Source organism: Enterobacter cancerogenus (genome assembly GCF_019047785.1).
Lineage (GTDB): Bacteria > Pseudomonadota > Gammaproteobacteria > Enterobacterales > Enterobacteriaceae > Enterobacter > Enterobacter cancerogenus.
This window is the reverse complement of the sequence record NZ_CP077290.1, coordinates 4,653,141-4,677,345: the sequence shown is the minus strand read 5'-3', so window position 1 is coordinate 4,677,345 and position 24,205 is coordinate 4,653,141. Positions and strand designations below refer to the sequence as shown.

Below are 24,205 nucleotides of genomic sequence, written 5' to 3'. Positions count from 1 at the left end.
TTTTTCCCGGATTTTTACGTTATGTCAGATCGCGACACGCTTTTTTCCGCGCCTATCGCCAGCCTGGGCGACTGGACCTTTGATGAACGGGTAGCCGAAGTCTTCCCGGATATGATCCAGCGCTCTGTTCCCGGATATTCCAATATCATCTCGATGATCGGCATGCTGGCTGAACGCTTCGTTCAACCCGGCACGCAGGTCTATGACCTGGGCTGTTCGCTCGGCGCGGCAACGCTGTCGGTACGTCGTAACGTTCGCCATGACGGATGCAAAATCATTGCCGTCGACAACTCGCCTGCCATGGTGGAACGCTGCCGCCGACACATCGACGCATATAAAGCCCCGACGCCGGTAGAGGTTGTGGAAGGTGATATTCGCGATATCGACATCTCGAATGCGTCGATGGTGGTACTGAATTTTACCCTGCAGTTCCTGGTGCCTGAAGACCGCCAGCTGTTGCTGGATAAAATTTATCAGGGTCTGAATCCGGGCGGCGCGCTGGTGCTCTCTGAGAAGTTTAGCTTTGAAGACAAGGACGTAGGCGAGCTGCTGTTCAATATGCACCACGATTTTAAACGTGCGAACGGCTACAGCGAGCTGGAGATCAGCCAGAAGCGCAGCATGCTCGAAAACGTCATGCTCACGGATTCCGTTGAAACACACAAAGCCCGGCTGCGTCAGTCAGGGTTTGAGCACAGCGAACTGTGGTTCCAGTGCTTTAACTTTGGCTCGCTGGTCGCTCTGAAAGCTGAGGATGTCGCATGATCGAGTTCGGCAATTTCTATCAGCTGATTGCGAAAAGTCATCTCTCCCACTGGCTGGAAACCCTGCCTGCGCAGATCGCTACCTGGCAGCGGGACCAGCAGCACGGCCTGCTGAAGCAGTGGTCTAACGCGGTGGAGTTTCTGCCGGAGCTGACGCCGCACCGTCTGGACCTGCTGCACAGCGTCACCGCAGAAAGCGACGCACCGCTGTCCGAGGGGCAACGAAACCGTATTGAAACGCTGATGCGTAACCTGATGCCGTGGCGCAAAGGGCCGTTCTCGCTGTATGGCGTGAACATTAATACCGAATGGCGTTCTGACTGGAAATGGGATCGCGTTCTGCCCCACCTGTCGGACCTCACCGGGCGCACGATCCTGGACGTCGGCTGTGGCAGCGGCTATCACATGTGGCGCATGATTGGCGCAGGCGCGCACCTGGCGGTGGGTATCGACCCGATGCAGCTGTTCCTGTGCCAGTTCGAAGCGGTGCGTAAACTGCTGGGCAACGACCAGCGCGCCCACCTGCTGCCGCTGGGCATTGAGCAACTCCCTGCCCTGAAAGCGTTCGACACGGTGTTCTCCATGGGCGTGCTGTATCACCGTCGCTCCCCACTGGAGCACCTGTGGCAGCTGAAAGATCAGCTGGTCAGCGGCGGCGAACTGGTGCTGGAAACGCTGGTGGTGGAAGGCGACGAGCACACCGTGCTGGTTCCGGGCGATCGTTATGCGCAGATGCGAAACGTCTACTTTATTCCGTCCGCGCTGGCGCTGAAAAACTGGCTCGAGAAGTGCGGGTTTGTGGATGTGCGTATTGCGGATGTCTGCGTGACCTCCATCGAAGAGCAGCGCCGCACCGACTGGATGATCACCGAATCGCTGGAGCAGTTCCTCGACCCGGACGACCACAGCAAGACCGTCGAAGGCTATCCGGCACCGATGCGCGCGGTGTTGATAGCGACGAAGCCGTAGCCTTGATGCCGGGTGGCGGCTACGCCTTACCCGGCCTACTCGCCTCATCGGGCACTATTTTTCCAAAATATTTCACGTTGCAGCAAGGCGGCAACGCAGCGAATCCCCGGGAGCTTACATCGGTAAGTGACTGGGGTGAGCGAGGCGGCCAACGCCGCTGCGGCTTGAAATATGACGGAGAAAAAAAGGCCCCTGTTGAAATTGCAGGGGCCTGGTACAAGCAAGCATCATATTGGGCGACATGATGCGCGGTAAAAATCGGTACGTTGCTACACGTGATGACGTTCAATCAGCGATTTCATTACCGCAACCGACTCTCCATCTACACCGTAGCGCGAGTACTCATCCGCTTCAGCATCCGTCGACATAGACAACCCTGTATTGCGATAACGCATAGGTGACGGTATCCATTTCCCCGCTGAGCTGTGAAGCTCTTCTACCCCTGCGTTTAAAAACAGTTCCAGCTTGCTGGCGCGTACTCCTGCGCCCGCCATAATGATTGGAACACCGGAATGTGCTTTTAGTTCCGTAATTAATTGCAGTCCTTTTTCAGCTGATGCTTGCTGGCCGGACGTCAGAACGCGGGCTACGCCAAGTTCCGCCAGCGTATCAAAGGCTTGAAGAGGTGCTTTACACATATCAAACGCGCGATGAAAGGTGACGGCCATACCCTTTGCGGCCGCCATCACCTGGCGCATGCGGGGAAGATCGACATTGCCGTCTTCATCAAGCAGGCCGGTCACCAGCCCAGGGAAGCCCAGGTCGCGCACGAGGGCGATATCATCAAGCATGGCACTGAATTCACCCGCTGTGTAACAAAAATCACCGCCGCGCGGGCGGACGATCGGGTGTACCGGGATCGTGACGTCCCGGCGGGCAGATTTCAGCACGCCGTACGACGGCGTCAGCCCGCCCTCTTTCGGTGCCGCACAAAGTTCAATGCGATCGGCCCCGTGCTTTTGCGCCGTAACGGCACACTCCACGCTGTAACAACAAATCTCCAGCAGCGCCATCTTTTCCTCCCTAAAATCGATTCAACACGCTATCGTGACACGCTGCCCGCACGGGGTCTTCGCGTAGCGTCACAACTCTGAAGCTTCGCTGGCGACAATCTGCTCTATCGTCCACGGATGAAATTTCACCGTCACCTGTCCGTCGGTGACCGCCAGCGTCGGGTTAGGCAAACGCTCGCGTTCGCCTTTCGGGGAACTCGTTTTGACAAAGATCCCCGGCTTGCTTAAGCCTTCGTCAGATAACAGCGCCAGCGCACGGGCATTCAGGCCGTCAGGCTCGCCCGGCAGAACAATTTCGATATGCTCCCAGCCTTCGTGCGGATAGCGTTTTTCACCCGGCCAGGGCAGTTCCACCACCGTGAAGCGCCAGTGCGCCACACAGACCGGTTCATGCAGTTTGAACAGACAAATTGGCCGCCCGTTAATGATGTTTTCAGAAAGCAACTCGCCGCACTGTTCAAATCCACGACGCCAGCGCTCGGCCGTCGCGTTTTGATGGCAGCGTAAAGAGATGTGATCGGCCTCAAGCGGTGCAATATCCAGACCGAGGCGGGTGGCAAGTTCTGTGAACGCCTGGGTGAAGCGCGGTAAATCTGCGGAAATATCATGCAGTTCGTCAATCGAGTGCCAGTTCGCCATACGTCAGTCTCTTATCGGGTCGCAAAGCCGCTAATTTACTCTGTTGCCTGCCGTCAACCAACCGCAGATTCGGGGTTTTTATTACTGCATGATTATGCACACCTTCTTAGCCTGGATTCTGAGCAATCTTCAGCCCCCGCAGGGCTGACGCACGCGGGCATTTGCAGTATACTCGCGCCCTAAATTCTTTAACTGGTGTGGGTGGATGTTAACCCGCAGCAAAAACGTAAGGTATCCAGGTGAATATTCAGGCTCTTCTCTCAGAAAAAGTCAGTCAGGCACTGATTGCCGCAGGTGCGCCTGCGGATTGCGAACCGCAGGTTCGTCAGTCAGCAAAAGTACAGTTTGGCGACTATCAGGCTAACGGCGTGATGGCAGTGGCTAAAAAACTGGGCATGCCACCGCGACAGCTCGCTGAGCAGGTACTGACGCATCTGGATCTCACCGGCATTGCCAGCAAAACCGAAATTGCCGGCCCGGGCTTTATCAATATCTTCCTGGAGCCTGCGTTCCTGGCAAGCCACGTTGACGCGGCCCTGAAATCTGACCGTCTGGGTGTTTCCCAACCAGAGCCGCAGACCATCGTGATCGACTACTCCGCCCCGAACGTGGCGAAAGAGATGCACGTGGGCCACCTGCGCTCCACCATCATCGGTGATGCCGCCGTGCGCACCAACGAGTTCCTCGGCCACAAGGTGATCCGTGCGAACCACGTGGGCGACTGGGGTACACAGTTCGGCATGCTGATTGCTTACCTGGAAAAACAGCAGCAGGAAAATGCGGGTGAAATGGCGCTGGCAGACCTGGAAGGGTTCTACCGTGAAGCCAAAAAGCACTACGATGAAGACGAAGCCTTCGCCGAGCGCGCGCGCAGCTACGTAGTAAAACTGCAGGGCGGCGATCAATACTTCCTCGAGATGTGGCGCAAGCTGGTGGATATCACCATGTCCCAGAACCAGCTCACCTACAACCGCCTGAACGTCACGCTGACCCGTGACGACGTGATGGGTGAAAGCCTGTACAACCCAATGCTGCCGGGTATTGTGGCGGATCTGAAAGCCAAAAACCTGGCGGTTGAGAGCGAAGGCGCAACGGTGGTGTTCCTTGATGAGTACAAAAACAAGGAAGGCGAACCGATGGGCGTGATCATCCAGAAAAAGGATGGCGGCTACCTCTACACCACTACCGATATCGCCTGCGCAAAATACCGCTACGAAACCCTGCACGCCGACCGCGTGCTGTACTACATCGATTCCCGTCAGCACCAGCACCTGATGCAGGCGTGGACTATCGTGCGTAAAGCGGGCTACGTGCCTGATTCCGTTCCGCTGGAACACCACATGTTCGGCATGATGCTGGGCAAAGACGGCAAGCCGTTCAAAACCCGCGCCGGTGGCACGGTTAAACTTTCTGACCTGCTGGACGAAGCGCTGGAACGCGCCCGCCGTCTGGTGGCCGAGAAGAACCCGGACATGCCTGCCGATGAGCTGGAAAAACTGGCGAACGCCGTCGGTATCGGTGCGGTGAAATACGCGGATCTCTCCAAGAACCGCACCACCGACTACATCTTCGACTGGGATAACATGCTGGCGTTTGAAGGTAACACGGCACCGTACATGCAGTACGCTTACACCCGTGTGCTCTCGGTGTTCCGCAAAGCCAATATCGACGAAAGCGCGCTGGCTAACGCCACGGTCACCATCACGGAAGATCGTGAAGCGCAGCTGGCCGCGCGTCTGCTGCAGTTCGAAGAGACGCTGGCGGTTGTCGCGCGTGACGGCACCCCGCACGTAATGTGTTCCTATCTGTACGATCTCGCAGGCCTGTTCTCTGGCTTCTACGAGCACTGCCCTATCCTGTCGGCAGAGAGCGACTCGGTACGCAACAGCCGCCTGAAGCTGGCGCAGCTTACGGCGAAGACCCTGAAGCTGGGTCTGGATACCCTGGGTATCGAAACCGTAGAACGTATGTAAAAGCAGAACGTATGTAAAAAAAGAAACCCGGCCATGGCCGGGTTTTTTATTATCAGAAGTACTTTCGCAAATATTCCGTTAAACACAAAATCGCCATCGCCTGCCCGTACGGCATCGACGTCAGCGGGATCTGCCGGTAGAACTCAAGATCGCTGCCCATCCCCGTCCCGAACGACGTTTGCAGCAGCTCCCCTTCCGGCGAGATATTGTTCACGATACCGCGAATCGCTTTATCGGCGACCTCCGCATACTCCGCGCCGACATAGCGCTTACGCACCGCTTTGAGGATCCCGTAGGCAAACCCTGCCGTGGCCGACGCCTCCAGATACGAGTCCGGATCGTCGAGCAGCGTATGCCATAGTCCGCTGTCGTCCTGACATTGCGCCAGCGCCGCAATTTGTGCATTCAGCACCTGCACCAGATACCGACGCACAGCGTTGTTTTCAGGCAGATCGACCAGCTCAAGGAAGTCCGGGATGACGATAGTCAGCCAGCTGTTGCCGCGCGCCCAGCGGGCACGGGCAAAGTTGTGGTTGCCGTCGAAGTTCCAGCCGTGGAACCACAGGCCGGTTTCCCTGTCCATCAGGTTCTGGACGTGCAGCAGGAACTGATACACCGCCTCTTCCACATACTCCGGCTTGTTGAGCAGCTTGCCGATTTTCGCCAGCGGTAGCACCGTCATCATCAGCGTGTCGTCCCACATCTGCTGGTGGTTCTCTTCCGCCAGCGTGATGTGTTGCATACCGCCATGCTCGGTACGCGGCATCTCATTCATCGCCCACTCCGCCCAGCTCTCCAGCCACGGCAGCCAGGCCGGATTGCGCGTCTCTTCATAGCGGTAGGCCAGGGTCAGGAATGGCGACATGGTATTGACGTTTTTGGTGGTCGCGCCTTCGGCAAAACGCGCGGCAAACCAGCCGTCAATAATGTCGCGCATCGTCTCGTCGCCGGTCTGGCAGTAGTACTGCCAGATTCCGTACAGCCCCACGCCGTGCGTCCACTCCCAGCCTGCCCAGCCTTTGGTATCGATCACGCGCCCGTCGTCCAGCCGCAGCAAAAACTCGCCGGTTTTGTCGTGGATGTTCACCAGGTTATGGGTCACCTTGTGAATCAACGATTTCAGTTCATCCCGCGCGATAAAACGCACAGGCTGACACAGTAATGGGCTATGTTTGACAGGCCAAACTTTCATCATCTTAACCTCTGTTGTATGTCGAATTCAGTACCGCGCGATCCTTCAGCGAAGGGGCCGCCGGCTTATTGCGATTCAGATAACCGATGTTGTTATTGCCCCACAGCGATTCGTACGGCATACCGGCCAGCATCTCGACGGTTGCGCGGGCCTGCGGCGTGGCCGTCTCCGGCATGGCGCGCCCCGTCTCGCGCATTTTGGCGGTCTCTTCGCGCAGCGTGCTGTGCGTCTGCAAATTCAGTCTGAAGCGCAGGGAAACCAGGAAACCGCAGAACAGCACCAGAATGGTTCCCACGCTCAGGATCATCAGAATGGTGTGGCTCACTTCGGCAGGCTGCACCTTCTGCCCGCTCACAAAGCCGGACATTTGCATCACGATACCCACCAGCATCACCGCACCGGCCTGGGAGGCTTTACGGGTCAGGGTCATGATCCCGGCAAAAATCCCCTCACGGCGCTGGCCGGTGATCACTTCATCCACGTCAGCAATGTAGGTGTAAGTGTTCCACGGAACGTAGTTGATGCCCCCGCGCCCCAGACCGGCCACGGCCGAGACCAGCAACAGCAGCGAGTAGATATCGCTCAGCCCGGCGTAATAAAGCATCGCGTAGGAGAGCGAGGCCAGCCCAAAGAGCACCACCACCATCCGGTAAGACGGCGCAGGACCAAAACGGATGCACAGCGGGATCATCGCTATCACGGCGATAAACTGGAAAATCGCCATGGTGCCCAGCAGGTTAGAGGCCATTGACGCCTCCTGCATCAGCACGAACACCACGTAATAGGTGAAGACGGCGTTGAACACGTCCTGGGCGATGTAGCCGCCCAGATACATCCCCAGATGCTGGCGGAAAATTTTGATGCGCAGGGTCGAACTTAACTCGACGAAAAGGCGGTTGAGGCTCTGCCCGAGCGTCAGCTTTTTCTTCTCTTCTTCGGCGCGCAGTGCCGCTTCTGACCACTCCTCACGCGGGCGCTCCCAGGTGAAGAACCAGACGAAAATCAGCATCAGCGCGCACAGCACGGAGAAGACCAGGCTTGCATAGAAGAAGGAGACGGCGTTGTCTTTACCGAAGTGGGTCAGCAGAATACCCGGCAGGAAGGAGGCCAGAATGGCGGACATCTGCGCCATAGAGATACGCGCGCCGGAGAACTTGGTTTTCTGTTTGAAGTCATCGGTCATTTCCGGCACCAGCGTTTCGTACGGCACCAGAATCATGGTGTAGACAATATCAAACACCAGGTAGGTCAGCAGGTAGTACCAGAAGCTCATATCCCCGATCCACATCAGGGAGTAGCTGAACACGCACGGAATACCCAGCAGGATAAAGAACTTACGGCGGCCAAAGCGTTTGCCAAGCCAGGTGGTGCCAAAGTTATCGGTCATAAAGCCCATCAGCGGGCTGACAACGGCGTCCAGCACCCTTGCCGCAGCAAAGATAAAGGTCGCCTCGATAGGGGAAAGTCCGCAGAAGGTCGTATAAAAATATAAAAGCCAGGCAGCCGTCAGCGCAGTCGTCCCTGCCCCGAGGAAATCACCTGACCCATAAGCAAGATAATTTGCGAGTCCGATTTTACGTGTTTTCATTGCCGTCAGCCCTAATCAGTTTTAGGAGACTCCCTGTAAGCAAACCTCGTCCGGGAGTTTTTACACGGCTACAGTAAAAGTATCGACCTGTTGAAACCTTTCTGTTTCTGCCATCGCTTCGTCGCGGATGGCAAAAATGCAAAGAGTGTCGTCACGCGTGTCACTGATTTATAAAACAGCGTTTCTATTGCATCAAAAGGCGAGGTCATTTTTGCGAGCCAGCCATCAGAATCGCGCCATGGCTGGCTAAAAGACAGGCAGTTAGCGGTAGTTAACGATGACGGACGTACGCTGAACCTTCAGCGCCGGGATCAAACGCCCACCGCCCGGCACTTCCCAGATAAAGCGTAATGGTTCCACCGCCGGTACGCCGTTGAACGCCTGGGTCGTGCCATTTTCACCGTCGATTTCGGTACAGCGCGTCTGGGAGCACAGACGCACCCGCAGCCCGGCAGGCGTTGGGCCGATCAGCGTGTAATCCCACACCACCAGGGTCATCAGGCCGGAGGCCGGTTCAGGGGGTGCCAGCGGACGTGAGGACATCGCCTCCCCGCGATGGTTCAGCGTCACGCCAACGCTGCTGGCCTGCCACGACCCTTCGCCAGCGGCCTGCGCCACCAGCGGGAAAAGCATGATCCATAGCCACTTACCCATCAGTTCCCTCCTATGGTCGCCGTCATGCGAATATGGCGATTATCCGACAGCTCAAGGTTTGACAGCACGACCAGCTGATTCAGGCTACGACGCAGGAAGCGAGACAGCAGCGGACGCAGCGCGTGGTTAACCAGCAGAACCGGCGGCGCACCCAGCATCTCCTGGCGCGCCAGCGCCTCCTGCGTCTGGGCCAGCAGACGGTCGGCGAGACCCGGCTCCAGCCCGCCACCGCCCTGCAGGGCCTGCAGCAGCAGACGTTCAAGCGGCGTATCGAGGCCGATAACCTGCACTTCACCGGTACCCGGGAACCACTGCTGGGTAATCGCGCGGCCCAGCGCCACACGCACCACTGCCGTCAGCTCGTGCGGGTCGCTCTGAAGCGGCGCATGCTCGGCCAGGGTTTCCAGAATGGTACGCATGTCGCGGATCGGCACCTTTTCGTCGAGCAGGTTTTGCAGCACCTTGTGCAGGGTTGTCAGCGTCAGCACGCCAGGCACCAGGTCTTCGGTCAGCTTCGGCATCTCCTGGGTAACGCGATCCAGCAGCTGCTGCGCCTCCTGACGGCCAAACAGTTCGGCGGAGAACTGGCCGATAAGATGGTTAAGGTGGGTCGCCACCACGGTACTGGCTTCCACCACCGTGTAGCCCTGGATCTGCGCCTGCTCTTTCAGCGCGCTCTCGATCCAGATTGCCGCCAGCCCGAAGGCCGGGTCGATAGTCTGCTCTCCGGGCAGCGTGCCCGCCGCCGTGCCGGGGTTGATCGCCAGCCAGCGGCCAGGGTAGGCATCCCCGCTGCCAATCTCCACCCCTTTCATCAGGATGCGATAGCGCGCAGGCGGAAGATCCATGTTGTCACGAATATGAACAACCGGCGGCAGGAAGCCCATGTCCTGAGCGAATTTCTTACGAATACTGCGAATGCGGCCCAGCAGCTCGCCGTCCTGCTGGAAATCGACCATAGGGATCAGGCGATAACCCACCTCCATGCCCAGCGAATCTTCCAGCTGCACGTCGTTCCAGGTTGCCTCCACCGCCTGCGTGTTTTCCGGCATTTTGACCGGCGCAGGTTCGGCGGCAGGCGTCATTTCACGCCCGCGCATCCACCAGGCCAGGCCCAGCAGCGCGGCGGTAAACAGCAGGAACACCAGGTTCGGCATTCCCGGCACCAGGCCCAGGAGGCCCAGTACCGCAGCAGCCAGCAGCATTACGCGCGGGTTGCTGAACAACTGCCCCACCATCTGCTCGCCCACGTCCTGATCGGTGCTGACGCGAGTGACGATAACGCCCGCTGCCGTTGAGATCACCAGCGCCGGGATCTGCGCAACCAGGCCGTCACCGATGGTCAGCAGCGTGTAGCTTTCTGCCGCGTGGCCCATGTCCATGCCGTGCTGCAAAACGCCCACCAGCAGGCCGCCCACGACGTTAATCACCATGATCAGGATGCCGGCGATGGCATCTCCGCGCACGAACTTACTCGCACCGTCCATCGAGCCGTAGAAGTCCGCCTCCTGCGTCACCTCCGAGCGGCGCTTTTTGGCCTCATCTTCGGCGATCAGTCCGGCGTTCAGGTCGGCATCGATCGCCATCTGTTTGCCCGGCATCCCGTCCAGGACGAAACGCGCGCCCACTTCTGCGATACGCCCGGCACCTTTGGTGATGACCATAAAGTTGATGATCACCAGAATGACGAACACCACAATACCGATGGCGAAATTGCCGCCCACGAGGAAGTGGCCGAACGCCTCAACAACCTTACCCGCCGCCGCCGCGCCGGTATGCCCTTCCATCAGGATAATACGGGTGGATGCCACGTTCAGCGCCAGGCGCAGCAGCGTGGTAAACAGCAGAATGGTCGGGAACGCCGCGAACTCCAGGGTGCGCTGGGTGAACATCGCCACCAGCAGCACCATGATGGACAACGCAATGTTGAATGTGAACAGCAGATCGAGGATGAATGCCGGCAGCGGCAGCACCATCATCGACAGAATTAGCAGGATCAGAATCGGTCCGGCAAGGATCTGCCATTGGGTCGATTTCAGGTTGCCGGGCAGGCGCAACATTGCCACCAGATTAGCCATCAGTGTCCTTCTCGTTCAAAAAATCCAGCGCTTCAGGCACCGGTAGGTTCTCAGGTTTCACAGGCCGCTGACCACCGGCTAAACGCCAGCGCTTCAGCTGCCATACCCAGGCCAGCACTTCCGCGACAGCGGCGTAGAGTTGGCCGGGGATCTGTTGTCCAATCTCCGCATGACGGTACAACGCACGCGCCAGCGGAGGCGCTTCAAGAATGGGAACACGGTTTTCCGTGCCGATTTCACGTATACGCAGCGCAATCAGGCCCGCCCCTTTTGCCACCACCTTCGGCGCGCTCATTTTATTTTCGTCGTAGCGCAGCGCCACCGAGTAGTGGGTCGGGTTGGTCACAATGACATCGGCTTTCGGGACATCTTCCATCATGCGGCGACGGGCAGCCGCGCGCTGCATCTGGCGGATACGCCCCTTAACGTGCGGGTCGCCTTCCATCTGTTTGTATTCGTCGCGGATATCCTGGCGCGACATGCGCAGTTTTTTGAAGTGGCTGTACATCTGGAAGATGACGTCAAACCCCACCATCGGAATGATGCTGAGCACCACCAGCAGGGCGCACAATCCCACCAGGTTCATCGCATTATTCATGGCGTTGAAGGGGGATTCACTGATAAGGCGCATCATTTCAGGCCAGTGGTGCCAGAGGAAAAACCCGGCGGTACTGCCCATCAGGGCCGATTTCAGGATCGCCTTTACCAGCTCCGCGCCCGTCTGGGCAGAAAACATTTTGGCGATCCCGGGCAGCGGGTTGAGCTTGGAAAATTTGGGTTGCAGCGATTTGCCGCTAAAGACCAGCCCGCCAAGCATCACCGGCGAGACCAGCGCCACCAGCACAACCCCGGAAATCAGCGGAAGCAGCGCAATCATGGCATTTTTCACCAGCAGAATAATTTGGCTCAGGATCAGGTTGGGATCGTTAACCATGCTGTGGTCAAAACGTAACCCGGCAGAGAGCATCCCCGCCAGCCTGCGGGCGAACGACTCCCCTCCCCACCAGATAATGCACACGCCCACCACCAGTATCAGCAGGGATGTCAGTTCTCGGGATCGGGGGACCTGCCCTTCCTCACGCGCTTTTTCAAGTCGGTGGGGTGTGGGGGCTTCCGTTTTGTCGTCGTTATCTTCTGCCACAGTGCCTGCTCGCAGCCCATTAAGTCACGGGTATCATGCCAGCGCAGAAAGAATCCAATGGCGGGAAAAGCCCGTTTATTCGGGCTCTTTTCGGTGATTCCGGGTGGGAATCGTCTCAGGCTGCTCGCACAACCTGAGACGAAAGGCCGTCAGAAGCCGAGGCTGTCCAGCAGGTCGTCGACCTGATCCTGGCTCGCCACCACGCCCGCTTTAGATGCGTCGAGCTGTGGGCCGTTAAGCAGGCTTTCATTGTCGCGCTTTGGACGCGCAGCCGGTTCTGGCATGTTCTCCAGCAGCACCATCAGCAGCTGACGCTCAATCTCCTGAATCACATCCATCATGCGTTTGATCACCTGACCGGTAAGGTCCTGGAAATCCTGCGCCATCATGATGTCCAGAAGTTGGGCGTTGGTGAAGCTGGTGTGGCCCGGCACATCCCCCAGATACTGGCGGGTATCGGTCACCAGTTCGCGGGCATCCGCCAGTTCGATAGGGTTCTCGAACCATTCATCCCAGCGTTTGGTCAGCGCCTTCGCGCCCTTTTCCATCGCATCCTGATGCGGCTGTGACGCTTCAACGCTGTTCAGCGCACGTTCTGCCGCCTGAGCAGTCATCTGCACCACATAGTCCAGACGATCGCGCGCGTCCGGAATCGCTTCCGCCGCTTCGGCAATGGCCTGATCCAGCCCCAGTTCACGCAGGCTGTCGCGCAGCATGCGCGTAAGGCTGCCGATGCGGGCAATGATGTCGCTGGGCGAATGTTCTTCAACGGGTTTCATAGCAGGTTGCATCATAACCATCACCTCACATGCCGAGTTTCTCGAAGATCTTGCCGAGCTTCTCTTCCAGGGTTGCAGCGGTGAACGGTTTCACCACATAGCCGCTTGCGCCTGCCTGTGCCGCAGCAATGATGTTCTCTTTCTTGGCTTCTGCGGTCACCATCAATACGGGCAGAGTGGCCATAGCGGCGTCCGCGCGGATCGTTTTCAGCAGTTCCAGACCATCCATGTTAGGCATGTTCCAGTCGGAGATAACAAAACCAAACCCGCCAGCCTGCAGTTTGTTCAGCGCATCCACGCCGTCTTCTGCTTCTTCAACGTTGTTGAAGCCCAGCTCTTTCAGCAGGTTGCGCACGATGCGACGCATGGTGGAAAAGTCATCCACAACCAAAAATCTGAGCTCTTTGTCCGCCATAAAACTACACTCCTCATTAAATACGTATTGCCTGTCCGGCACTGATTTTCGCCAGCATCTGCTGGCTTACCTGGCTAAGATCGACCACTTCGCTCACGCCACCCATATTGATGGCCTCGCGCGGCATGCCGAACACCACACAACTTGCTTCATTCTGCGCGATGGTCCAGGCACCTGCCTGGTGCATCGCAAGCATTCCGGCGGCACCGTCGTTGCCCATCCCCGTCAGGATCACCCCAACGGCGTTGCGCCCCGCATGTTTCGCCACCGAATGAAACAGCACATCCACCGACGGACGGTGCCGGTTAACCGGCGGCCCGTCATGAATTTTGATTTGATAGTTCGCGCCACTGCGCGCCAGCTCCATATGCTTATCCCCCGGGGCAATGTACGCATGGCCCGGCAGCACGCGCTCGCCGTCTTCCGCCTCTTTCACGCTGATTTGACACAGTTTGTTCAGGCGTTCTGCGAACGAGCGGGTAAAGCCTGGCGGCATGTGCTGGGTAATCAGAATACCCGGGCTTGAGAGCGGCAATGGCTGGAGTACATGGCGAATTGCCTCTGTTCCCCCGGTTGACGCGCCAATCACCAGCAGTTTTTCCGAGCTGAGTAGCGGGCCTGCTTTCAGGGTCACTGGGGCCGCCATCGGTTTATGGGCGGCCAGCTTCGCGCGCGATGCGGTGCGAATTTTTTCCGCAATCAGCTCGCTGTACGCCAGCATCCCTTCGCGGATGCCCAGTTGCGGCTTGGTGACAAAGTCCACCGCTCCCAGCTCCAGCGCACGCAGGGTGATCTCTGAGCCTTTTCCCGTCAGGGACGAGACCATTACCACCGGCATCGGGCGCAGCCGCATCAGTTTTTCCAGAAAATCGATGCCGTCCATGCGCGGCATTTCGACATCCAGCGTCAGCACGTCGGGGTTATATTTTTTGATTAAGTCCCGCGCGACCAGCGGATCGGGCGCTGTCGCCACCATTTCCATATCGCTGTGGCTATTGATGATTTCCGTCATGATCTGGCGCATCAGCGCCGAATCATCAACGGACAATACCCTGATTTTACTCATGCTTTTTCCTTACTCAGCGCATAAACCGTCTGCCCACGGAGGCTAAACTCGCGCGCGAGGTTGCTAAAGTTTTCCGAGTGCCCGGCAAACAGTAAACCGTCAGGCTTGAGCAACGGAACAAAGCGACGCAGAATCTCCTGTTGCGTCGTTTTATCAAAATAAATCATCACGTTACGGCAAAAGATGGCGTCAAACGGCCCCGGCACGTTGTACTGCTTGTCCAGCAGGTTGACCGGCGCAAACTCAACGCAGTTCGCCAGCTCCTGACGAACGCGCACCAGCCCTTCGTGCGGGCCGGTACCGCGCATGAAATAGCGCTGTAACTGCTGCGGTGACAGGGTTTTCAGTTCGTCCTGGCGATAGACGCCGTTGCGCGCTTTTTCCAGCACCTCGGTGTCGATGTCGCTGGCGTACACTTTCCAGCGCCCCGGCGCCATGCCGAGCGTATCGGCCAGGGTGATCGCCAGCGAATACGGCTCCTCGCCGGTAGACGCCGCCGCACTCCAGACGCGGTACTCCCCGGTACGACGGCGCGCGTGCTCCGCCAGCACCGGGAAGTGATGCGCTTCGCGGAAAAACGCGGTCAGGTTGGTGGTTAATGAGTTAATAAAGGCCTGCCATTCAGCGCTGTTCTGGTTCGCTTCGAGCATGCTCAGATAGCGACCAAAATCAACCAGCCCGAGCGTGCGCAAGCGCCGCACCAGTCGGTTGTAAACCATGTCTCGCTTATGATCCGCAAGCACAATTCCCGCACGCTGGTAGATCAACTGACATATCCGACGAAAATGCGCGTCGGACAGCGCGAGGCGCTGTGTCATCTGCTGCAATAATGACGTTTGCCCTGAGGGCATGGGTGATGTCATAGCGCCTTCTATATTACTTTCAGGATACAACCGGTACGGCCTGCGACCGTCCGACATCTGTTTCTGCTTCTGTTTCAACGTGCTCTTTAACCGTAAATACCGCCACCAGCCCGGTCAGATGATCAGCCTGATTGGCCAGCTGATCGGTGGCGGCGGCCGCTTCTTCTACCAGCGAGGCGTTCTGCTGCGTCACCTGATCCATCTGACTCACCGCCTGGGCAACTTGCTCAATGCCACGACGTTGTTCATCGGACGCGGAGGCAATTTCGCCCATGATGTCGTTCACCCGGGTGACGGAGGTGACGATCTCGTTCATGGTCTGCGCCGCCGTATCCACCAGCGCGGAGCCTTGCTGAACGCGTGAGACCGACTCTTCAATCAGCCCCTTGATCTCTTTCGCCGCGTTCGCACTGCGGCTCGCCAGGTTGCGTACTTCGCCGGCGACCACGGCAAACCCACGCCCCTGCTCGCCTGCCCGCGCAGCCTCCACGGCGGCGTTGAGCGCCAGGATATTGGTCTGGAAGGCGATGCCATCGATAACGCTAATGATGTCGCCAATTTTTTGTGAGCTGGCGGCAATCTCCTGCATGGTACTGGCAACGTGAGATGCCTGATCGCCCCCTTTCTTCGCCGTGGTTGCCGCCTGTTTTGACAGCTCCGACGCCTGACGCGCGTTGTCGGCGTTCTGGCTTACCGTCGCGGTCAGCTGCTCCATGCTGGCCGCCGTCTGCGCCAGCGAGGCCGCCTGCTGCTCGGTACGGGAAGAGAGATCGTTGTTGCCCGCCGCTATCTCTGAGATCCCGGTGTGCATGGCGTAACTGCCCTGCCGCACCTCGCTAACCGTTTCCCGCAGCGCCCCTTGCATGGCCTTGAGGCTGGCAAAAATCGCTGAAATCTCGTTCTTCCCGTACACCGCCACCGGGCGCGCCAGGTTGCCCTTCGCAATGCTGTCAAAGTGGCTGCTGATGATCGCCAGCGGTTGCACAATCATCCGGCGCGACCAGAGCAGCGCGCCGTCGGTCAGGAGTGCCGCCAGGATCACCACCGCGGCAAAAATGGCCCCCGACATGTGGTAGCTTTTACGGCTGTCGGTTCCGGCACGTTCAACAAACTGGTTAATGTCCTGCTGCCAGGCGTTAAAACTGCCGTCAAACGCCGCCTGCGACTCCTGCACCGGCGCGGTCAGGAAGTCAGAAAGCTGGTTGTTCTCAAGCCAGGTCGCCTGGTGCTCCAGATCCGTATGCCACGCGGTGAAGTTCTTCTGCATCGCGGCCTTCAGCGCCTTGCCTTTCTCACTGACCGTCTCCTGCGAGGTGAAGGCGCTAAACTGCGCGTTGGCCTGTTTAAGGCTGTCGCGCGCCGTCACCATCAGCGCTTTGATATCATCCGGCGGATAGCTCAGCGCCGTTAAGGTTCCCGCCTTGTTCAGCGCCGTACTTGCCTGCAAAAGCACGGCACGCGTTTGTGCCAGTGCGGAGCGCTGCTGATTACTCGTCTCGACTTCCTGCAAATTCTGATAACCATCGCGAAACGCCCAAAAAGACAACCCGTTACTGCCAACCTGCAAAACACCACTCAGGATCAGAATCAAAAACAGAGTGGTCGAGATACGAATACGATTTAACATCCACGCTCCCATCAAGCGGCCAGCAGCCGCGGTTCAATTGTCAGTCAAAATGTTTCCCAGTTTTCATCTTGTCCGGCTACCGCTGCGCGAGGGCGAGACGCCACCGTCACAGGGGCTGACTCGCTGAGCAATGCACGCGAGCTGGCCGGGTGTTGTGTTTTGGAAGTAAGACGAAACGCCGAGACGGCCATCTTGAGACGGCTCGCCTGGTCCTCCAGCGCAGCGGCCGCCGCGGCGGACTCCTGCACCAGCGCGGCGTTTTGCTGTGTCACACGATCCATTTCCGATACCGCCAGGGCGACCTGGTCAATACCCCGACTCTGCTCATCCGATGCAGAGGCGATTTCACCCATGATGTCCGTCACGCGGGTGACGGCATTCACGATGTCATTCATGGTCTCACCCGCGCTTTCCACCAGCACCGAGCCGGTATCCACGCGGGAGACTGAATCTTCAATTAACGCTTTGATCTCTTTCGCGGCGTTGGCGCTGCGGCTCGCCAGGTTGCGCACTTCGCCTGCCACCACCGCAAAACCGCGGCCCTGCTCGCCCGCACGCGCCGCTTCTACCGCCGCGTTAAGCGCCAGGATGTTGGTCTGGAAGGCGATGCCGTCGATAACGCTGGTGATATCGGCGATTTTCTTCGAGCTGTCGGCGATGTCGTGCATCGTTTTCACGACGCCATCCACCACGCGTCCGCCGCGCTGCGCCGTTTCGGAGGCGCTTTCGGCAAGCTTAGAGGCCTGACGGGCGTTATCCGCATTCTGCTTCACGGTGGCGGTGAGTTGTTCCATGCTGGCCGCCGTCTCCTCGAGGGCGGACGCCTGCTGTTCGGTGCGGGAAGAGAGGTCATTGTTGCCCGTCGCGATTTCGCTGGTACCGGTGTAAATCGCCTCGGAACCTTCGCGCACGTTGGCGACGGTATCGATTAACGAGCGCTGCATATGGTCGACGCTGCTGGCCAGCTCGCCGATCTCATTGCGCCCGGAAACGGTCAGCGTTTTGGTCAGGTCGCCGCCGGCGATGTCGCGAATATGGCTAATCACGCGGCTCAGCGGGTTAAGCAGGATGTGTCGGATGCCGTACCACACCGCCACCAGCACGATCGCCAGCGCCAGAGCCAGCACCGCCATCTGCGCTTTGGCAAAGCGGTAGTCGTTCTGACTTTCGGTAAACGCCGTGTGATACAGCTCGCTGCTGGCTTTGGCATACTCGCCGAGCGCCGCACCAAGGGCGTTTTGCATACCCTGGGTAGGCTGCGCAAAATAGGCGTCCATGTTGCCGTTCTCCAGGAACTGCACCAGTTCGGTTAGCCCGGCAAAGTAGGCCGCGTATTTTTCATCAATATTCTGGCTCACCTGCTCCATCGCAGGCTGCGGCGCAATCTGTTTAAAGGCTTCGTAGTGTTTCGCGGCGTCGGCAAGGGTGGTACGCGCGTTTTTCAGCAGATCCGTTTTCGCGCTGCTCTGCTGGTTGGCGGGGTCCATCATCATACGTGCAGACGAGCGGCTCAGGTTGATGCGCGTTTGCAGCATCAAATCCCAGGTCGAGGTGAGCTCACTTTGCTGCATGCGCAGGTCATTCGAGGCGGCAAAACTCGCCTGATTCTGTTTTAACGACGAAAAAAATAGCCCACCAGAAACGAGCTGAAGAAGTGCGAAAATGACCAGCACCATCATCAGCAGTGTGACAACGCGGATACGGTTCAACATACAACACCTTCTCTTAGATTTATTAACGGTGTTATCGGCACAGGGCGCAGGAACTTTACATTTGCGAAAGGGAAAAGCGGGACTCAGAAGGCGACGTCAACGATCAGGGTGTCGCTGTAGGTTCCGGCAGGGGGTGTTGCCTGGTTGGTGAGCACTTTTGCAGTGTAGTTATAGGTACGCAGAAGCCCATCGGAGCTGACCTGCGAGGAAGCCGCGCTGGCCCAGCGCTCGGTTCCGCTGCCGCCCCAGCGATTGGTGGTGGCCTCTTTGTAGATGTCATAACTCATATAGTTGCTGCCGCTGACCATCCTGCGCACGTTGTTCAGGGCGTTTGCACCATTGTTAATACCGATGGTGTACGTGCTGCCTTTGGTGCAGGTGACCACGATGGCCTGCGAGACAGTCGGGAAATTTTGCACCAGCGGCGCGCTGTTGAAACTGACGTCCGGCGTGGACATCGTGCTGCAATCATTGGTGACGTTCATGTTGAGCAAAATACTGGTCGTCGCCGTACCGGTTTGCGGCGTCAGGCAGAGTCCAACAGCGCCAACCGAGCAGACGTTGTAGTTGATGCTGAAGGTAAGCAGAACCTGATACGGCCCTGCCGAAACGTTTTGCCCGGGCACCGTGCGGAAATAGAGCGGAATATTGTACTGCTTCGCCCCCAACAGGCTGAGCAGCGAGTTGCCGCTCCAGGTGTAGGCTTTGCCGATCTGCACTTCACTGCTGGTTGCGCAGCCGGACAGGCCACACAGGCGCGTGGGGATCACATCGGTGATGGTGGCGTTGTCGGTGCGCTTCATGGTAGCCCGACTGCTGCCGGAGACCGAGGCGGTGGTGTAGTTCAGCGTCACTGAATCGTTAGTCAGCAAATTAAGCACCGCATCGCAGGCGACCACCAGCGTACCGGTAGTTTGCACTTCCCCCGTCCCGCTAAGGGCAAACGAGGTGACGCTGCCAAAGGAGGCATTGACCGTGCTGACGGTACAGGCGGCCCAGCTGCCGCCGGAAAACAGCAGCAGGAGCCCCAGCAGCAGGCGCATCACGGTGCCTCCCGGCAGACCAGCGGGCCGTAGGTTTGCAGCTTGTGTTGCGGATTCGCGCCGACGGTCAACGTGGCGGTGCACTGTTTTCCGTCAGGCAGGGTCACGTCGAGCGCGTTCACATCGCTGAGGTTCTCAAGCCAGGCAATGCCGTCGTATCCCACCACGGCGCTACTGCGCGACGCGCGTCTCACCTGGCTTCCCACCGGGATCGCCTGGCCCCGCACATCGTGCAGAATGACGCTCGCCACCCGCTCCTGCTCCATCGGGAAGTCCACCAGATAGCCGCTGTGGCGGCGGATAGCGATGCGACGCTCGGTTTCTTTCAGCCGGGTATCGGCCGGAAGGTTCAGGGTATCGATGCTGTAGCTGGCCGGATAGTAGGCCGACACGCCGCTCACCAGCAGATAACCATTGTTATTGGTTTTGCCTACCGGCTGGTTTTCATAGTTTACCGGCACGTCCGGATGACCATCGGTACTGATCACCACGAACGCATCGTTGATTTTATTGGCCGCAAACAGCTCGCCGTCCATCAGCACCAGCGAGCCCATCGCCTCGCCCCACCAGGTCATCATATCCTTCTCACCGTAACCGCCGCCCTGCAGCTCGATGTTATTGTTGCGCCAGCCCAGCGTCGCCTGCTGATAGCTTCTGGACTGCGACTGGTTGGCCCACGCCATGTTCCAGCCAAATCCACCGTCGGACGGCATGGAATGGTTATAGTTGATGCGCTGCGTGCTGCCCGAATCGGGCGTTTTCTCGAAGGTGACGGCGGCGCTGTCCCGTTCGCCCAGCGGCACCTGCAACGACAGCGCAAAGGTCCAGTCTCCCTGCTGCTGATCGCGGCTGGCAGCCAGATAGATACTGCTGGCGCCCCACAGGTTGCGGCTCCAGGAGAGGTTGAGTAGCTCGGTTTTTTGATTGTCGAAGCTCTCAACGCCTATCCATGCGGCGCCGATATTGCCGTATTGTCCCATGTTGAAGGTCAAAGAATACTGGTCGGTATTGCGGCTGAAGCTGGCGATGGGTTTGTCATTTGTATCGTAGACGGTGGGCTGGTCATACAGCGCCAGGTTGCCAAATTTCTGGTCACGCCGGGAGTGCTGGGTCGCCACGCTGAATGCGCTGGTGCTGTACTGGTACCCCCAGCCAACTTGTCCGCCGCTGCCCCCACGCATTCGGCTGCGGGTATATGACGAGTTCACCACGCCAAAACGCCCCAGCTTAAGCACGGTTCCCGCGCCGGTGAGCGCCAGATCTTCTGCCGCTTCGCCATGGCCTTCCAGGGTTAACCAGTCCGTCAGACCATAGCGATATGAGCCGCTTCCCGCAGCCGGGCCATAGTCAAAATTCTTGATCCCGTAGTTGCGTCGCAGGCTACCCAGCGTGACCGCGCCGTCGCTCAGCCCCTGTTTGAGTAAATCGCTGGTGACGTAAAACGGCAGCGTGGTGCTCACCTGGCGGCCCAGCGCATCGGTGGTGATCAGCACCGCGTCGCCCGCGCCGTTGATATAAGGCAGATTAGTCAGGGTAAACGGCCCCGGCTGCAGCTGCGTGGAGCCGGAGCGGTAGCCGTTGATAAACAGATCGACGGAGGTGGGCACCGCCGCTTCCCCCGAGAACGCCGGTAGCGGCCAGGTCACCAGATCCGGGCGCAGTGAGAAATCCCGGCCATAGCTAATGCCGCCCATGCGCACGCTGGTGCTCCAGCTCAGGGCATCGCTGATCACATCCCCCACGCTCCAGGTGGTGGCTTCATCTTCATTGGTGACGAGCAGCGTGGTGTCGTAGCGGACGTACCCCTCCTGCTGTCCGTTATTACCGCTGAAATCTTCCCGGGCATAGCCCGTAGAAGAGAACGAGCCGTTCTCATCGAAGTAACGAAATTCGTGCCATATCGAGGCCTGGCCGCCGATATGATCCGTGTGGTTGGTGTAAAAGTCGTAGTTCAGTAGCGCCCCGCGACCATAGTGGGGCTTGCTCTGGGCGTTACCTCCGCCAAAAGAGGTCACGCGCGCCGCAACCCAGTCGCGGGGTACCGACAATAAAAGACGCTGTGCGGCGCTGTCGTACTCCACCCGCACCTGCGAGAGCGTGGAAAGATTCACTTCACCCGTGGGGACATGCTCCGGCGGAAGACCGGCGCGCAGCAAATCGGCGCTGGAAATATAAAACGCCCCTTCCCGCTGCGTGACGGGCACCACCAGTCCCGTGTCGTAGTGGTTCAACACGAGAGAGAGCTGGAATACCGCCTCGCTGTTTATCGCCTGTGCTTCAGGAGGAGGCGGTAAACTGTCATCGCCGGGTTCGGCCCAGACGCTGGTACTGACGCAAAGCAGGATCATCATCGTCGGTTTCAGTTGACGGGCGTCGACTGCCATTGCGTATCCCTGGCATTAATTTGCGCACTCATCTGGTTCGGCTGGCGTATTCCCGCCGGGATCGGCCAGCTACGCGTGCTGTTCGGCAGGACATAGCCCAGCAGCCCGTCCGCAACCGTACGTTTCTGGCCGCCCTGCTCCAGTGCGACCTGGCTTAGCCTGACGTGTACATCCCCCCGATTACGGACCTCAAGCTCGGGCTGGCCCCCGTCCTGCCTGACGCGCCAGCTCAGGTTTCGGGTATCCACCAGTGCATGGTGTGCGCCCTCTTTGATAGTCGGGATCCCCTGCCCGTACACGAACAGCGGAATGGAATAGCGCATCTGCAGTTTTAGCCCGATGGTCGGTTCGGCTTTGGCGCCAGGCTGAGGGATTTCGTCCACGATGATCCGGTAGGCTTGCTCGACGCCCAACGGGATAGTGCCCTGTTTAATCAGGCGGATAAGCTGCTTACTGCCCTTGCCGATGGTGACAATCGGCGGGCTGGCGACCACCTCCTGCTGGGCGGTATAGCGTTCGTATCCGCCCTCCTGTTTCCAGCGCACAATGCGCACCTGCATTGTCGTGGCGCTGTTACCCTGATTCTGGATCCACAGTTCCGTTGCGTTGGCGTCGGCGGGAAGCCAGGGGTCGATGGGCCATAACAGAATCGTCGCTGCGGCGTGAGCCTGCCCCGTCGCAACGGCCGACATCCCAAACATACTCACCAGGCAAAGTTGCCTGAAAAATGGCCTCATCGAACGTTCTCCCTTTTCACCATGACAAGGTCACGGTGAGTTGATCTGAATACGTACCTGCCGGGCTAAACCCGGTCAGAAGCGCCACGCCAAAAAGCGGCAGCGCAATGTTATTGCTGTTGGTATAGGTCACCGGAATCGCCTGGTTGACCCCTATTTCACTGTTCGCGGCCAGAGAGCTGCTGCTGTAGAGGCGATAGGCCACCACATCGGTTCCGCCGCTGCGCGTCATCCGTCGCACCGAGGCGTAGTTTTGCCCGCCGTTGATGCTCATGCTCAGCGCCACCCCCGGCGTGCAGGCAATCGACAACGCGCCGTTGGGGACGAAGCTGGTGTTCACCGGCGCACGCTCAACGCCGGTGTGCGTGCCGAAATCGAGCCGGCCTAGCACCCCGCCCGTGCCGGTGGTCACCGAGCAGCCCGGCACAATCGTCGCGCTCACCCTGAACGATTGTGACGTGACTGCCCCGGCAGAAGGCACCGCCAGCACACCCACCAGGAGCGCAAAAAACGGCTGCACGATCCCCTCTGCGCGCGGGCGCAGACACAGCAAGGATGCCCTCATGGCTGCGTTGGACTAGTAAGTCACGCTAACGTTAATGGTGTCGGTATAGGTGCCCGGCACGACGGTCACGCTGTTGCCCCCGCCGGTGATCCGCCCGTACAGGGTATAGCTGTCGATCCCGTTTGCCGTTGAGGCGACGGGCAACGCCGCATTGTTGGCAATAACGTTATTGAAACCGCTGTCGCTGTAGAGGCTGTAGGCCACGCCCTGCGCCGCATTCGCGGAGTTGATCAGGTAGCGCGCAGGCGTGCCTGGCGTCCCCACAACGGTGCCGGGCGCGGTGGAGTTGGTATTACCGGTAATCGCCACCGTATAGCTGGCGGTCGTACACTGAATGGTAAAGGTGTTTCCCCCGCTGGCACCGGTCAGCTGCGTGGTGAGCGTGGAAAACGTTGCGGGATGGGTCCCAAAATCCAGGGTCCCGAAGTTAATGCCGTTTTGCGTTGGCGAGCCGTTAATCAGACAGCCATTCGTGAGTGTCAGCGTCGCACCGATAGTCCCGTTACTGGTGACCGCCAGCGCCTGATGGGCCGGGATAATTGACAGCAGCGTACCTGCACAGATTAAAAGGCGTATTCTTTTCATTGACCACCCTCCAGAAGATGTCGCCATTCGCTTTCCACATTTTATTTAATGCACTCAATATGTTAGCCCCGCTTAACATTCCACCGAGGGGGTTATGGAGAATTTAGTTTATGGCGTTCGCTTCAACCACTTTTGCCATTTACCCCCATACCTTTGCCGTATTGACAGACTATTTCATTTAAATACAAACGATTACCTTCTCTATGCAGAGTTTTTATAGTCATTTCCCGAGGATATATCGCCTACAGCGTGATGTACGTCACAATATATCGTCAGGCGTTGCACAACTAATTTAATAAAAATTAAAAAGGAGTTGTAACTCCCTCCGCTTTAATCCAATTTATGTGCCGAATCTTTTCCTGCGCTTAAATAAAAAATTCATATGCATAAGCGCCGGTGAAACCTTAAGCACACAGAG

General features: G+C 58.4%; 21 protein-coding genes. 3 read left to right on the top strand and 18 right to left on the bottom strand.

Annotated features, from left to right (window positions below; all coding sequences use genetic code 11):
• The first annotated feature begins 21 nt into the window (after positions 1-21).
• On the top strand, positions 22-765 hold the full coding sequence (gene cmoA / locus I6L58_RS22155) for a carboxy-S-adenosyl-L-methionine synthase CmoA (RefSeq protein WP_006176056.1): 744 nt from the start codon (positions 22-24) through the stop codon (positions 763-765).
• A complete protein-coding gene (gene cmoB, locus I6L58_RS22150; RefSeq protein WP_088208257.1) occupies positions 762-1,733 on the top strand; it encodes a tRNA 5-methoxyuridine(34)/uridine 5-oxyacetic acid(34) synthase CmoB in 972 nt (323 codons plus the stop codon). Before cmoA ends, cmoB begins: the two co-directional genes overlap by 4 nt.
• 269 nt (positions 1,734-2,002) lie before the next feature.
• Here the strand turns inward: cmoB and cutC are convergent, their stop codons facing one another.
• Together cutC and I6L58_RS22140 are read right to left on the bottom strand one after the other, a co-directional pair.
• On the bottom strand, positions 2,003-2,746 hold the full coding sequence (gene cutC / locus I6L58_RS22145; protein ID WP_088208256.1) for a copper homeostasis protein CutC: 744 nt from the start codon (positions 2,744-2,746) through the stop codon (positions 2,003-2,005).
• Positions 2,747-2,815: 69 nt separating this feature from the next.
• On the bottom strand, positions 2,816-3,385 hold the full coding sequence (locus I6L58_RS22140) for a VOC family protein (protein WP_006176060.1): 570 nt from the start codon (positions 3,383-3,385) through the stop codon (positions 2,816-2,818).
• A gap of 239 nt (positions 3,386-3,624) precedes the next feature.
• Between I6L58_RS22140 and argS the strand changes: the two genes are divergently transcribed.
• Positions 3,625-5,358, top strand: coding sequence for an arginine--tRNA ligase (gene argS / locus I6L58_RS22135; RefSeq protein WP_088208255.1), 1,734 nt, complete (start codon positions 3,625-3,627; stop codon positions 5,356-5,358).
• Positions 5,359-5,410: 52 nt separating this feature from the next.
• Here argS and bglB read toward each other — a convergent pair whose 3' ends face one another.
• The 16 genes from bglB to I6L58_RS22055 form a co-directional block, all read right to left on the bottom strand.
• Positions 5,411-6,550 carry a beta-galactosidase BglB gene (gene bglB / locus I6L58_RS22130; protein WP_088208408.1) on the bottom strand — a complete coding sequence of 380 codons (1,140 nt, stop codon included), beginning with the start codon at positions 6,548-6,550 and terminating at the stop codon, positions 5,411-5,413.
• Positions 6,551-6,554: 4 nt separating this feature from the next.
• Positions 6,555-8,138, bottom strand: coding sequence for an MFS transporter (locus I6L58_RS22125; RefSeq protein ID WP_006176064.1), 1,584 nt, complete (start codon positions 8,136-8,138; stop codon positions 6,555-6,557).
• A gap of 261 nt (positions 8,139-8,399) precedes the next feature.
• Positions 8,400-8,792 (bottom strand): flagellar protein FlhE, encoded by a 393-nt coding sequence (gene flhE, locus I6L58_RS22120; RefSeq protein ID WP_088208254.1) that lies wholly within the window; start codon positions 8,790-8,792, stop codon positions 8,400-8,402.
• A complete protein-coding gene (gene flhA / locus I6L58_RS22115) occupies positions 8,792-10,870 on the bottom strand; it encodes a flagellar biosynthesis protein FlhA (RefSeq protein ID WP_006176067.1) in 2,079 nt (692 codons plus the stop codon). The genes flhE and flhA overlap by 1 nt, the downstream gene beginning before the upstream one ends.
• Positions 10,863-12,011, bottom strand: coding sequence for a flagellar biosynthesis protein FlhB (gene flhB, locus I6L58_RS22110; RefSeq protein WP_006176068.1), 1,149 nt, complete (start codon positions 12,009-12,011; stop codon positions 10,863-10,865). Before flhB ends, flhA begins: the two co-directional genes overlap by 8 nt.
• 149 nt (positions 12,012-12,160) lie before the next feature.
• Complete coding sequence (gene cheZ / locus I6L58_RS22105) at positions 12,161-12,805, bottom strand: protein phosphatase CheZ (RefSeq protein WP_058610183.1); 645 nt, start codon at positions 12,803-12,805, stop codon at positions 12,161-12,163.
• Positions 12,806-12,815: 10 nt separating this feature from the next.
• Positions 12,816-13,205, bottom strand: coding sequence for a chemotaxis response regulator CheY (gene cheY, locus I6L58_RS22100; protein WP_088208253.1), 390 nt, complete (start codon positions 13,203-13,205; stop codon positions 12,816-12,818).
• Positions 13,206-13,221: 16 nt separating this feature from the next.
• Complete coding sequence (locus I6L58_RS22095) at positions 13,222-14,271, bottom strand: protein-glutamate methylesterase/protein-glutamine glutaminase (protein WP_006176073.1); 1,050 nt, start codon at positions 14,269-14,271, stop codon at positions 13,222-13,224.
• The gene (cheR, locus tag I6L58_RS22090) at positions 14,268-15,134 is read right to left on the bottom strand and encodes a protein-glutamate O-methyltransferase CheR (protein ID WP_088208252.1); all 867 of its coding nucleotides are present in this window, start codon (positions 15,132-15,134) and stop codon (positions 14,268-14,270) included. The genes I6L58_RS22095 and cheR overlap by 4 nt, the downstream gene beginning before the upstream one ends.
• A gap of 19 nt (positions 15,135-15,153) precedes the next feature.
• Positions 15,154-16,761 carry a methyl-accepting chemotaxis protein IV gene (tap, locus tag I6L58_RS22085; RefSeq protein WP_088208251.1) on the bottom strand — a complete coding sequence of 536 codons (1,608 nt, stop codon included), beginning with the start codon at positions 16,759-16,761 and terminating at the stop codon, positions 15,154-15,156.
• A gap of 44 nt (positions 16,762-16,805) precedes the next feature.
• Positions 16,806-18,473, bottom strand: coding sequence for a methyl-accepting chemotaxis protein II (gene tar, locus I6L58_RS22080; protein WP_088208250.1), 1,668 nt, complete (start codon positions 18,471-18,473; stop codon positions 16,806-16,808).
• Positions 18,474-18,556: 83 nt separating this feature from the next.
• Positions 18,557-19,519, bottom strand: a complete 963-nt coding sequence (locus I6L58_RS22075) for a Csu type fimbrial protein (protein ID WP_088208249.1) — start codon at positions 19,517-19,519, stop codon at positions 18,557-18,559.
• On the bottom strand, positions 19,516-21,900 hold the full coding sequence (locus tag I6L58_RS22070; RefSeq protein ID WP_006176078.1) for a fimbria/pilus outer membrane usher protein: 2,385 nt from the start codon (positions 21,898-21,900) through the stop codon (positions 19,516-19,518). The genes I6L58_RS22075 and I6L58_RS22070 overlap by 4 nt, the downstream gene beginning before the upstream one ends.
• Positions 21,876-22,637 carry a fimbrial biogenesis chaperone gene (locus tag I6L58_RS22065; protein WP_088208248.1) on the bottom strand — a complete coding sequence of 254 codons (762 nt, stop codon included), beginning with the start codon at positions 22,635-22,637 and terminating at the stop codon, positions 21,876-21,878. The genes I6L58_RS22070 and I6L58_RS22065 overlap by 25 nt, the downstream gene beginning before the upstream one ends.
• A 16-nt stretch (positions 22,638-22,653) precedes the next feature.
• The gene (locus tag I6L58_RS22060; protein WP_006176080.1) at positions 22,654-23,202 is read right to left on the bottom strand and encodes a Csu type fimbrial protein; all 549 of its coding nucleotides are present in this window, start codon (positions 23,200-23,202) and stop codon (positions 22,654-22,656) included.
• Positions 23,203-23,214: 12 nt separating this feature from the next.
• Complete coding sequence (locus tag I6L58_RS22055) at positions 23,215-23,787, bottom strand: Csu type fimbrial protein (RefSeq protein ID WP_006176081.1); 573 nt, start codon at positions 23,785-23,787, stop codon at positions 23,215-23,217.
• Between the last annotated feature and the right edge of the window lie 418 nt (positions 23,788-24,205).